Here is a 10,840-nt window from a genome sequence, read left to right as displayed (position 1 = left end):
TTGGTCGGTGTTGTCCCCCCCCACAGACCCCAGACAAACCCACCCCCCCCCCCCCCCCCCCCCCCCCCCCCCCTCCCCCCCCCCCCCTCTCCCCCCCCCCCCCCCCCCCCCCCCCCCCCCCCCCCGGACCCGGTCAGGCGGACGTGCGGCCCAGGGCGCGCAGCTCGTCGGGGGAGAGCGCCGAGACGTTCTGGTCGATGGGGGAGTCGGAGTACTGGTGGATGGTCCAGGTCTTCCAGTCGGCGGGCGGCGTCACCGTGCCCTTCGGCTTGCTGTAGTGGGCCACCCACAGCGGGTACTCGGCCAGGCCCTTGCCGTAGGTGTCGGCGAAGTTCCAGCCGCTGTAGAACATCGGGGTGACCCCGGTCTCGGCCTTCACGTGCGACAGCCACGCCTTGGCCCAGGCGTTGACCTCCTCGACGGACTTGCCGTCGGTGGTCTCCAGGTCCAGCACCAGCAGGTCGCCGGGCTTGGAGGGCTGGGAGTTCACCATGGACAGGAAGTGCTCGGCCTCGGCGATGGGGTCGTTGCCGGGGTGTGCGTAGTGGTACGCCCCGCGCACGATGCCCTTCTTGCCCAGCTCGCTCCAGTGCCTGGCGAAGGCGGCGTCGCGGAAGTCGGTGCCCTCGGTGGCCTTGATGATGCCGAACTGCGCGGGGCTGGCGGCCCAGTCGTGCAGCGGCTGGTGGTTGGACACGTCCTGGCCGTAGGTGAGCGTGCGCTGCTCGGCCGCCTGGGCCGAGCCCGGCTCGACGGGCGACGCGTGCGCGGGCAGGTTCGCGCCCGCGATGGCGGTGGTCCCGGCCAGCAGGGCGCCGGCGGCGGACAGGGTGAGACGTCGCGTGAGTTCGCGCATGGGGGGATCGACTCCTTGCTTCCATGTGCCTACCGGGTTAGCTGACGGGTTCGGGCTTGGAAGTGCCCTACGCGCGCAGCCCTCGGCTGGCGTGCGATTCACCCCGGAAAGGTGGGTCCCCGGCTCCGCGCTGTGCGGATTCGGCCTGTCAACGTCGCGGCAAACGGTTCGGCAAGCGTTCGCCTGTGCCGTATGCCGTAATCCCAAGAAGGTATATAACGCCCCATAAACGCTGCAAGTGGTACAAATCCCCAGGCAATGTCGTTTGCCATAGTAAAGCCCTGGATCGCCGCTCTCGCAGGCGTTCCAGGGCTTTGGCAAAGTTTTTCCGGCACCGTACGCGGGTCCCGCCGGAACGGGGCCCGTGATACTCCTGTGACGTGAGCGGGCGGGCGTACCGCCTTCCGGCGCCGGGGCTCTCCGCCTACCGTTGCCCGGCGAGCCAGTCGTCGAACGTGGTCGGCGCGATGCGCGCTCCCTCGCCGGGCAGCAGCACGTCGCCCGCCATCGCCGGGCCGAAGATTCCCGACCACGTCGGCACGAGCCGCACCGTACGGCCCCGCGCCTCGTGGGTGCGCCGGGCCATGTCCACCAGGTCCTGCGGCTGGGGGCCCGCGACGTCGGCGTACCGCCCCCGAGGCTCCCCGGTCGCGAGCTCGGCGAGGACGCCGGCCACCTCGGCGGGCGCGATCGGCTGCACGAGCAGCGGCGCGATCGTGGCGACGCCGTCCTGCTCCGTCCAGCCCGCCACCATTTCGGCGAAGTCGTGGAACTGCGTGACCGGCACGATCGTCCACGGCACCGGCCCGGCGGCCACGAGGCGCTCCTGCTCCCGCTTGCCGGCGTAGTGGGCGTTGCCCTCGACGCGATGGATGCCGACGATCGACAGCAGGACGTGGTGGCGCACCCCCGCCCGCTCCTCGGCGGCCAGCAGGTTGCGCGTGGTGGCGCCGAAGAACGCCACCGTCTCCTCCGGGCCGGCCGCCGGCGCGTTGATGGCGTCGACGACCGCCTCCGCACCGGCCAGGGCGTCGTCGAGCCCGTCGCCGGTCGCCAGGTCCACGCCGAGCGAACGGCTGATGCGCACGACCTCGTGGCCGTCGCGTTCAAGGGCCGCGACGGTGAGCGCCCCGATGTTCCCGGTCGCGCCGGCGACTGCGATCCGCATGATGATCCCTTCAATCATGGACTAAACGGATCCATAATAGCTGCGATAGAATCGGAGCGTGAAGCTGCCCGTGAGCACCGAGTGGGTTCTGCACTGCGCGACCACGCTGGCCCAGCTCGAGCCGGGCGCCAGCGCGTCGGCGGCGCAGCTCGCGCTCCACTACGACCTCCCGGCGGCCTACCTCACCAAGCAGCTCAAGGAGCTGGTCAAGGCCGGGCTGCTGGCCGCGTCCACCGGCCCGAGGGGAGGCTTCCGGCTGGCGCGGCCCGCCGCCGAGATCACGCTGCTGCAGATCGTCGAGGCCGTCGACGGCCGGTCCACGCCGTACGAGTGCCGCGAGATCCGTCAGCAGGGACGCGGCGCGCTGCCCCCGGAGGAGTGTGAGCGCATCTGCGTCCTCGCCGAGAAGATGGCCGACGCCCACCGGGCATGGCGGGCCAGCCTCGGCGACGTCACCCTCGCCGACATCCTCGCCGAGCTGCCGGAGTGGGCGCCGGCCCGCACCCGGCAGCGCCTGTCGGGCGCCACGTAGCCGGAGGCCGGATCGCGGGCTCGCCGCGCATCGGGCGGAACAGCCGGCCGTTTCCCGGCATGTCCTGTTACGCGACGGCGCCGATCGGGTCCGGCGTGCCGATCAAGCGGCGCGGTCCCAGAATTCGGCGAGCAGGCCGTTCAGCGTCTCCGGCGCGTCCGCCTGGGGGCAGTGGCCGGCGCCGGAGACCGCCGTGTGACGGCCGCCGATGCGTTCCGCGGTGATGCGGGCGCAGGCCATGAGTGGGACGCCCCCGCGCTCTCGGTACAGCTCGGGCTCGCTCTCCCACGTCCCTGAGACCACCAGCTTGGGGAACGCGGCCACCCGCAGCGCGGCGAGCGGGATCCCGGCCTCCCAGCACACCCGTTCGCGCAGCGCGGTGCCTGCGGCACGCAGCCGCCGCTCGCTCGCCTCCAGCGGCGCGCCGCCGGTCGAGCCGACGGAGGCCTGCAGCCACTGCTCCGGCGTCATCTCGGGAAGCTCGGCGTAGGCCGTGCGGTTGGCGCGCAGGGCGTCCGCCACGGCCGGGTCGTCGGCCGCGGCCTGATAACAGCCGGGCTCTACCAGGGTGAGCGAGCGCACCGCGTCGGGGCGGCGGGCGGCCGCGATCATGGCACCCACCCCGCCGTACGAGTGGCCGACGAGGTGTGCGCCGTCGCCGAGCAGCTCGGCGATGTCGTCGGCGTCGGCCAGGTAGTCGCTGGGGAACCTCTCACCGGCATCCGGGCTGCGGCCGTACCCGCGCCGGTCCATGAGCAGCAGGCGGAAGCGGCCGGCCAGCGGCGCCTGGGCGGCGAAGCCGTAGTCGGGATCATCGCCCCAGCTGGTGGAGCCGTGCACGAAGAGCACGGGCGGCGCGCCGTGCGGGCCCAGCTCGGTCACGTGCACGCTGCCCCGCAGTGGCCCGTTCGCACGGAACAACGGCGTGGCGGTGGGAGGGGACATGTCACTCCTATACAGCGTTCAATCTCTTAATCACTGTATAAGGGCGCTGAACGATGAACGTCAACCCGGGGTACGGTGATCCCGTGTCCTCCGCAGACTTCTCCGACGGGTCCGTGTGGCTGCGTCCTCAACGGCCGCCGCGCGACCGCCGGCTCACCCGGGACCAGATCGTTGACGCCGCCGTGACCGTGCTCGACTCCGACGGGCACCGCGGCCTGTCGATGCGCCGGATCGCCGCCGACCTCGGGGTGACCGCCGGGTCGCTCTACTGGTACGTGCGCACCAAGGACGACCTGCTCGAACTGGCGCTGGACCGCGTTCTGGGAGAGGTGTGCGCCGTGCCCGAGGAGCCGGACTGGCGGCGGGCGCTGGCCACCCTGGCCCGCCACAACCGCGACATGCTGCTGCGGCACCAGTGGGCGCTGTCGGAGCTGACCCTCCGGCCGAACCTGGGGCCGAACGCGCTGGCGCTGGCCGAAAGACGGTTGCGCCTGCTGGCCCGTGCCGGGTTCGCCGACGCGGACCTGGACGCGGCGATGGCGACCGTCAACGACCACGTGGTCGGGTCGGCCATCGCCGAGATCGCCTGGCGCGACACACTGGCGCGCATGAGCGAGGCCGGAACCGGCTGGGACGAGCGGGCCGCGGGATTCGTCCGCGAGATCACCGATCGCCACCCGCTGCTGGCCGGCAGGATGGCCGCCACCAGCGAGATCGACGTGGAGCGCGAGAGCGAGCGGCGGTTCGAGTTCGCCCTGGAGTGCCTGCTCGACGGCCTGGCCGCCCGCCGCGCCGCCGGCAAGGGGACCGCCGGGTAGCGGGACGCGGGCCGCCCAGGTGCTGCTCCGGCACCTGGGCCACCCCTCGGTTCGCCAGGTCGAGGGGGTCGCGGTCACGCGCCAGGGGCGTGCGGGGTGAAGCGGACGAACGGTATGTGCCGCCCCACCTCCCGGTAATCCGCCACGCTGCCGTCGACCGCGAAGCCCATGATCTTGCAGAGCTGGCGGGCGGCGGCGGGGTGGCGGGGCGCGTACGCGGCCATGATCTCCGCGCCCTGCTCGTCCGGGATCGGCGCGGCGGTGGCCCGCAGGGCGCGTCCCCCCACGTGCAGGGTCACCTCGGGATCGGCCAGGACGTTGCGGTACCAGTCGGCGCGCCGCCCGAACCCGGAGGCCGCCACATAGCCCCGCTCGTCGCGCTGGACGACCTCGATCACGGCCTGGCGAGGCCGGCCGGAGACGCGGCCGGTGTGGGTGAGCAGCATGATCCGCTGCCCCAGCAGCCGGCCCAGGCCGACCCGGTACAACGCGATGGGAAGGCGCCACAACCTGCGGCGCAGCCCGGTCGGCGGCGCGGGCTTGTTGACGATTTCCATGTCCGGTCCTTTCGAGGTCGGGCGTGTGCGGCGAAAAGGGAGCCCTTCGCCGCGCTCACGAGGGGTCAGGCGCCGCCAGCAGGTCCTCCACCGCGGACAGCGCCGCGCCGACGGGAAGGTCGCCGTCGATCATGTAGTGCAACATCAGCCCGTCGATCGCCGCGACGACCAGCGTGGCGACGCCGTCCAGGCGGTCCGTCGTCCAGCCGGGGCGCGCCCCGCGCAGACGGTCGGCGATCAGCGCGCGGGCCTGGCGCAGCTCGTCGCGGAGCACCACGCCGAGCGCGGGATCGCGGGTGGCGCCCGCGATCAGCTCGGCTGCCAGCCGGGTCGTCTGGTCGTCGCCGGTCGCCTGGGGCAGCAGGCGCCGCACGGTCGCCAGGGCCGCGCGCTCGTCCGCGGCCTCCAGCAGCTCGGTGACGAGCGGGCCGAGGATGAGTTCTGTGGCCTGCCGGAAGATCGCCGTGTGGAGCCCGGCCAGCCCGCCGAAGTGATAGTGGATCAGGCCGGGATTGGTGCCGGCCCGCTGGGCCACGGCACGGGTCGTGACGCCCTGCCAGCCGTCGTCCCGCAGCACCGCGATGCCGGCCGCCACGAGTTGCTCGCGGCGGCGATCCCCGCGCGGCGAATTTGGTCGGTCGGCCAAGTTGGTCATACGGCCAAACTAGCAGAGGGGCCCGGGAACGGAAAGCGCGATCAGCCCCGCCTAGGGTGGAGATCATGATTGCCATTCGGAGCGCCTCGCCCGGGGACGTGGCGGCGATCGCCGAGCTGATGGCCCGCCGCCGGGAAACGTACGAGCAGTACCAGCCGGTCTTCTGGCGGCGCGCGGCCGACGCGCAGGCCCGCCACGCCGCCTTCCTCGCCACGCTGGTGGAAGACTCCAAGGCCATCTGCCGGGTGGCCGAACGAGAAGGCCGCTTCGCCGGATTCGCCATCGCCTCGCTCGTGCCCCCGCCGCCGGTGTACGACCCGGGCGGGCCTGCGTGCACGCTCGACGACTATGCCGTGGCGGACGACGGTGACTGGGCCACGATCGGCGCCGACCTGCTGCGCGCGGTCACGGAGGAGGCCAGGCGGCGCGGGGCGGTCCAGGTCGTGGTGGTGTGCGGCCACGCGGATGAGGCCAAGCGCGAGGCGCTCCGCCTGGCCGGGCTGTCCATCGCGGCCGAATGGTGGACCGCCCCGCTGTGACCGCGGCACCCGCGGGATCGCCCGGCCCTGGGGGTCAGGGTTCGTCAGCGAGGTGCCACGATCTCGGTGTGGTCGGCGGCGGGCGGCAGGCGTCCCGCCGCCTCCGACCACAGCTCGGTCGCTAAGGGCGCGGGCGGCCACGGCGGCGCCCTGCCCAGCAGGAGCGGGACGCCGGTGGCCTCGGCCAGCTCGACCGCGTCCTTCGGCTCAGGCGGGACGGTTCTGCTGTTCGATGTACTGGCGCCTACCTCGACTTCTCCGGCGTGCCCTGGACGACCGGCGTGCTGGAGCCGAAGGTCAAGGAGCTGGTCTTCATCGCCTTCGACGCCTCCGCCACGCACCTGTACGAGCCCGGGCTGAAGTTGCACATGCGCAACGCCCTTGGCCACGGCCCAACCGCCGAGGAGATCACGGAGGTGCTCGCCATCGTCAGCGTGGTCGGCATCCACGCCGTCACCGAGGCCGCGCCCATCCTCCAGGAGGAGCTGAGCCGCACGGCCCCATGACCCCGGATGACCGTGGCGCGGCGTCCGGGTTCATGGGGTGCCGCGCCACGGTCAGGGGGTGGCTCAGCCCGCGCTGCAGGAGACGGACGGCCAGGTGTGGTTGCCGTTGTGCTGGATCGTCACGCCCCAGTTGTTGCCGTTGCCGTTGGGTCTGGCGTTCAGCACCTGGGAGCTGGGATAGCTGGCGCTGATGTTCCACGTGGCGATGATCTTCGCCGGAGACGGCACGTTCATCGTCACGGTCCAGTTGCTCGAACCGCTGACCGACACGGAGAGGTTGTACCGGTCGCTCCACTGCTGGCCCGCCGACAGCGTCGCCGTGCAACCGCCCGGGTTGCCGGGGTTGCCGGGGTCGGGGTTGCCGCCGCCGGAGCCGATCGTGATGTTGGAGTTTCCGCTGCTCTGGTAGCCCTCGGTGGCGAGGATCATGTAGTCGTGGCTGCCCATGTTCATGCCGTTACGGGCCCACGCGTCGAAGTGGTTGCCCGAGGTGATGCTGCCGCCGGTCCTCCTCTGCTGCCGGACGCTCCAATACTGGTCGAACGTCCTGGTGCCCTCGATGGAGGGGGCGTTGTAGCGCGTCGTCTTGTAGATGTCGTACGTGCCGCCGTCGCTGGTGACCGTGCCCCGGTATTCGCCCGTGGGCCGGTAGCTGCCCCAGTTGTCGACGACGTAATACTCCACGAGCGGGTTCCTCGTCCACCCGTAGAGCGTCAGGTAGGCGTTGCCCGACGGGTTGAAGCTGCCCGAATAGCTCACGGTCCTGCGTCCGCCGGTGCTCCAGCCCTTGCCGGCGACGAAGTTCCCGGTGTTCCTCCATGAGGTGCTGTAGTTGCCGCCGGAGCCCAGCTCCATGGAGACCGTTCCGTTGCTGTCGGTCCAGAACGAGTAGAAGTAGCCGTTGTTGGTGCCGGTCTGGTTGGAGGTGATGGCCGCGTTGGCGACGGACGGCAACATCGCGGTGACCACGGCGAGCACCACGGCTCCTGCCCGGGCGGCGAACAACCTGGCGCGGCCGCGTCTGCGGCGGGGGGTGGGGGCGTCGTTCATGTGCGTGCTTCCTCCTCGTGAGGGCTCGCTGGGGGCGGGCAGCGACAGTGTTCGTCCGACCCTGGCGGGCTGTCAACGACGCCCGTTCGAACGTGGGTTTTCGGCCGGTAGGCGGTGTCTTTGCCGGGCATCTTGCCTGGTCGGCGGGCATGGCCGGCGAGTCGCGCCGAGCCAGGCTTATGAAACTTTCAATATCTATCCGAAACATTCGGTGCGCACGATGACGGGCCGGCCGGCGCCGGATCGAGCTCTGCCCGGGCTTTCCTGGTTGCCCGAATCCGGTCTGTGTGCACTTCGACGCAGACGCGCGGGCGGGTCCGGCGCAGAGTGGTCCTCGCAAGCCAGGACGTCCGAACGGCGGAACACCGGGCCGGGCGCCGCAGTCTGACAAGCAGGCCCGCCGCCGAACCATGAGCGACAGCACGATCACCTCGACCACCAGCAGGACGATGGCCGTCCTCGGAACGATCGCCGCCCTGGCCGGCGGTGTCCTGACCACCGGCCCCATGACCGGCACGGCCCAGGCCGCGCCGGTCGCGGGGGCCGCGGCGCAGGCGAGCGCTCACCCGTACGACGGGAAGGACCCCTACCGGAGCGGATGCGCCAGGACCAAGGTGAACACCGGGAAGAAGGCCTCGCTGAAGAACGAGGTCGGTGACCGGCTGGGCACGATCCGGCTCTACTACTCCCGCCACTGCGGCACCAACTGGGGAGAGGTCTCGGTCTCCGAGAGCGGCACCGGCACCATCACCGTCTTCACCAGCTCCAAGAGCAGATCCTTCACCTACCGGGCAGGCAACGGCGGCCACCACTGGGGCAACATGGTCCACGCTCCCAGCGGCGTCTGCGCCAAGGCCACGGGCAGCGTGACGTTCGGGATCGGCCGCGCCGGCAAGGGCAGCGGCACCACGGGGAGGGCGTGCGGCTGATCCGACGCGTTCCGGATGCGGGCCGGCCGGCCTGGCCCCGGCACCATGGCGATGTGGTGCCGGGGCCAGGCCCATGCCCGCGCGCCAAGCCTCGCGATCACCCGTTGCCGCCGCCCGCGACGTCGACGACCCAGACGACGCCGAAGCGGTCCCTGAGCATCCCGTAGAGCGCGGACCACTGCGCGGGCGCCAGCGGCTGCACGATGTCGGCTCCGGCGGAGAGCTTCTCCCAGTACGCGGAGATCTCCTGCGTGGTCTCGCCGCGAAGGGAGAGGAAGAAGGCGTTCTCGCCCTGGTTCCACGGCATGTGCGCGGGCACGTCGTACGCCATCACGTGAAAGTCGTCGCCGGCGAGCACCTGGCCCCACGTCACCTGGTCCGCGTCGGCGGGATCCCGCACGTTTCCGGCGTCCTTGTACGTGATGACCGCGAGGTCGCCCCCGAACACGGACTGGTAGAACTCGAGCGCCGCGCGGGCCTCGCCCCGGAAGTTCAGGTGGGTCACGGACTTGACGGCCATGTCTCGGCTCCTAGCCTCTTGGATTGTCGTTCTCCGAACGCCGTTGTCCGGCGCGAGAGTCACCGTCGCAGCGGTAGCGGCCAGGGTGTGGCCGCTACCCGGGGCATCATGGAATCATGCCGAAGACCTCAGCCCGGCTGCTGTCGTTGCTCTCGCTGCTCCAGGCGCGCCGGGACTGGCCGGGGGCGCTGCTGGCCGAGCGGCTCGACGTCAGCCCGCGCACCGTGCGCCGCGACGTCGACCGCCTGCGCGAGCTGGGCTATCCCATCGTGGCGTTCAAGGGACCCGACGGCGGTTACCGGCTCGACGCGGGCGCGGAGCTGCCTCCGCTGCTGTTCGACGACGAGCAGGCCGTCGCTCTGGCCATCGCGCTCCAGATGGCGGCCACCACCGGCGCCGGCATCGAGGAAGCCGCGGCACGCGCGCTGAACACGGTCCGGCAGGTCATGCCCGCACGGCTGCGCCGCCGGATCGACACCTTCCAGGTCACGGCCGTCGAGCGGCCCGCGGTCCGGCCCGGCGCGCAGGTCGGCGGCGGCGTGCTCATGGCGCTCAGCGCCGCCGTCCACGGCCGCGAGGTGCTGCGCTTCGACTACGCTCCCGTGGCCTCGCCGGGGGTGGACGGCGAGGGCATGGGCGATCCGCCGCGCCGGGTGCAGCCCCATCATCTCGTCACCTGGGGCGGGCGGTGGTACCTGGTCGCGTGGGATCTCGACCGGGACGACTGGCGTACTTTCCGCGCCGACCGGATCACCCCGCGCACCCCTGCGGGGCCCCGCTTCACCCCGCGCGAGCTGCCCGGAGGTGACGTGGCCGCCTTCGTGGCCGGCAGGTTCCTGGGCTCCGGGGGCGCCGGGGGCTGGCCCTGCCGCGGCGAGGTGATCCTCGGGGCGCCCGCCGCCGACGTGTCCCGATACACCCGCGACGGGGTCGTCGAGGAGCTCGGCCCGGACCGTTGCCGGCTGGTCCTGGGCTCGTGGTCATGGACCGGTCTGGCCGCCGCCATCGGCAGGTTCGACACCGCCATCGAGGTCGTCGGCCCCGCCGAGCTCAAGGACGCCTTCGCGCACCTGGCCCGCCGCTACGCGACCGCCGCGACCGCGAGAAGTTGACGAGATCGACCCGGCTGTGACATTCTGAAGGCGGCAGCGAGGTTGACACTAATATTAAGTGTAGACATTCGTTTCTCTTCTGCGTTATGCTGCTTCCCTTGCGCTGCCCTCTGACGGCCCGGCTTCTGCCGGGCGCTTTGCGTGCGCGCAGTTCGATTCCATCCGTGCCTTCCGGAAGGACTTCTGTTGGCAGCCTCGCGCAACGCCTCCGCCATACCCGCCGGTCCCCGTCGCGTGTCATTTTCGCGCATCCAGGAGCCTCTCGAAGTTCCTGACCTTCTCGCTCCGCAGACCGAGTCGTTCGACTGGCTGCTCGGCAACGAGAAGTGGAAGGCCCGGGTGGAGGCGGCCGGCCAGGCCGGGCGCAGGGACGTCCCGACCCAGTCGGGTCTCGAAGAGATCCTCGAGGAGATCAGTCCGATCGAGGACTTCTCGGGGACGATGTCCTTGTCGTTCCGCGACCACCGGTTCGAGCCGCCGAAATACTCGGTGGACGAGTGCAAAGACAAGGACATGACCTTCTCCGCCCCGATGTTCGTGACGGCGGAGTTCATCAACAACACCACCGGTGAGATCAAGAGCCAGACGGTGTTCATGGGCGACTTCCCGCTCATGACGCCGAAGGGCACGTTCATCATCAACGGCACCGAGCG

Annotated in this window: 13 protein-coding genes, 1 pseudogene and 1 riboswitch; of the genes and pseudogenes, 7 read left to right on the top strand and 7 right to left on the bottom strand. The window is 71.4% G+C overall.

The features are described from left to right. Positions 1-133 precede the first annotated feature (133 nt). Positions 134-856: a glycoside hydrolase family 25 protein gene (locus ACZ6SA_RS16410; RefSeq protein ID WP_347650067.1), complete on the bottom strand. Its 723-nt coding sequence runs from the start codon at positions 854-856 to the stop codon at positions 134-136. A gap of 11 nt (positions 857-867) precedes the next feature. Then, positions 868-1,012, bottom strand: a riboswitch (cyclic di-AMP (ydaO/yuaA leader). Between the two features lie 268 nt (positions 1,013-1,280). After that, positions 1,281-2,024 carry an SDR family oxidoreductase gene (locus ACZ6SA_RS16405; RefSeq protein WP_465828645.1) on the bottom strand — a complete coding sequence of 248 codons (744 nt, stop codon included), beginning with the start codon at positions 2,022-2,024 and terminating at the stop codon, positions 1,281-1,283. A 58-nt stretch (positions 2,025-2,082) separates the two neighbouring features. Between ACZ6SA_RS16405 and ACZ6SA_RS16400 the strand changes: the two genes are divergently transcribed. Further along, on the top strand, positions 2,083-2,556 hold the full coding sequence (locus ACZ6SA_RS16400) for an RrF2 family transcriptional regulator (RefSeq protein WP_347650065.1): 474 nt from the start codon (positions 2,083-2,085) through the stop codon (positions 2,554-2,556). A 102-nt stretch (positions 2,557-2,658) separates the two neighbouring features. Here the strand turns inward: ACZ6SA_RS16400 and ACZ6SA_RS16395 are convergent, their stop codons facing one another. Beyond that, the gene (locus ACZ6SA_RS16395; protein ID WP_347650064.1) at positions 2,659-3,501 is read right to left on the bottom strand and encodes an alpha/beta fold hydrolase; all 843 of its coding nucleotides are present in this window, start codon (positions 3,499-3,501) and stop codon (positions 2,659-2,661) included. Positions 3,502-3,584: 83 nt separating this feature from the next. Here ACZ6SA_RS16395 and ACZ6SA_RS16390 point away from each other — a divergent pair, with 83 nt between their 5' ends. Next, complete coding sequence (locus tag ACZ6SA_RS16390; RefSeq protein ID WP_465828642.1) at positions 3,585-4,319, top strand: TetR/AcrR family transcriptional regulator; 735 nt, start codon at positions 3,585-3,587, stop codon at positions 4,317-4,319. 74 nt (positions 4,320-4,393) lie between these two features. Here ACZ6SA_RS16390 and ACZ6SA_RS16385 read toward each other — a convergent pair whose 3' ends face one another. Beyond that, the gene (locus ACZ6SA_RS16385) at positions 4,394-4,876 is read right to left on the bottom strand and encodes a nitroreductase family deazaflavin-dependent oxidoreductase (RefSeq protein ID WP_347650062.1); all 483 of its coding nucleotides are present in this window, start codon (positions 4,874-4,876) and stop codon (positions 4,394-4,396) included. A gap of 55 nt (positions 4,877-4,931) precedes the next feature. After that, positions 4,932-5,531 (bottom strand): TetR/AcrR family transcriptional regulator, encoded by a 600-nt coding sequence (locus tag ACZ6SA_RS16380; protein WP_465828640.1) that lies wholly within the window; start codon positions 5,529-5,531, stop codon positions 4,932-4,934. Between the two features lie 65 nt (positions 5,532-5,596). On the opposite strand from ACZ6SA_RS16380, the gene ACZ6SA_RS16375 reads away from it, so the two are divergent. Together ACZ6SA_RS16375 and ACZ6SA_RS16370 are read left to right on the top strand one after the other, a co-directional pair. Then, positions 5,597-6,070, top strand: coding sequence for a GNAT family N-acetyltransferase (locus tag ACZ6SA_RS16375; protein WP_465828638.1), 474 nt, complete (start codon positions 5,597-5,599; stop codon positions 6,068-6,070). Positions 6,071-6,333: 263 nt separating this feature from the next. Continuing rightward, a complete protein-coding gene (locus tag ACZ6SA_RS16370; protein WP_465828635.1) occupies positions 6,334-6,576 on the top strand; it encodes a carboxymuconolactone decarboxylase family protein in 243 nt (80 codons plus the stop codon). A 63-nt stretch (positions 6,577-6,639) separates the two neighbouring features. Here the strand turns inward: ACZ6SA_RS16370 and ACZ6SA_RS16365 are convergent, their stop codons facing one another. Then, positions 6,640-7,626 carry a glycoside hydrolase family 11 protein gene (locus ACZ6SA_RS16365; RefSeq protein ID WP_443156471.1) on the bottom strand — a complete coding sequence of 329 codons (987 nt, stop codon included), beginning with the start codon at positions 7,624-7,626 and terminating at the stop codon, positions 6,640-6,642. A gap of 410 nt (positions 7,627-8,036) precedes the next feature. Between ACZ6SA_RS16365 and ACZ6SA_RS16360 the strand changes: the two genes are divergently transcribed. Next, on the top strand, positions 8,037-8,555 hold the full coding sequence (locus ACZ6SA_RS16360; protein ID WP_347650058.1) for a DUF2690 domain-containing protein: 519 nt from the start codon (positions 8,037-8,039) through the stop codon (positions 8,553-8,555). Between the two features lie 97 nt (positions 8,556-8,652). Here ACZ6SA_RS16360 and ACZ6SA_RS16355 read toward each other — a convergent pair whose 3' ends face one another. Further along, positions 8,653-9,075, bottom strand: a complete 423-nt coding sequence (locus ACZ6SA_RS16355; protein WP_465828633.1) for a VOC family protein — start codon at positions 9,073-9,075, stop codon at positions 8,653-8,655. Between the two features lie 116 nt (positions 9,076-9,191). Here ACZ6SA_RS16355 and ACZ6SA_RS16350 point away from each other — a divergent pair, with 116 nt between their 5' ends. Further along, the gene (locus tag ACZ6SA_RS16350) at positions 9,192-10,187 is read left to right on the top strand and encodes a helix-turn-helix transcriptional regulator (RefSeq protein WP_347650056.1); all 996 of its coding nucleotides are present in this window, start codon (positions 9,192-9,194) and stop codon (positions 10,185-10,187) included. Between the two features lie 186 nt (positions 10,188-10,373). Next, positions 10,374-10,840, top strand: a pseudogene (locus ACZ6SA_RS16345) (DNA-directed RNA polymerase subunit beta); the annotation flags it as partial.

This window comes from Nonomuraea sp. NPDC049378 (genome assembly GCF_055586745.1).
This window is presented reverse-complemented; position numbering and strand designations above follow the sequence as displayed.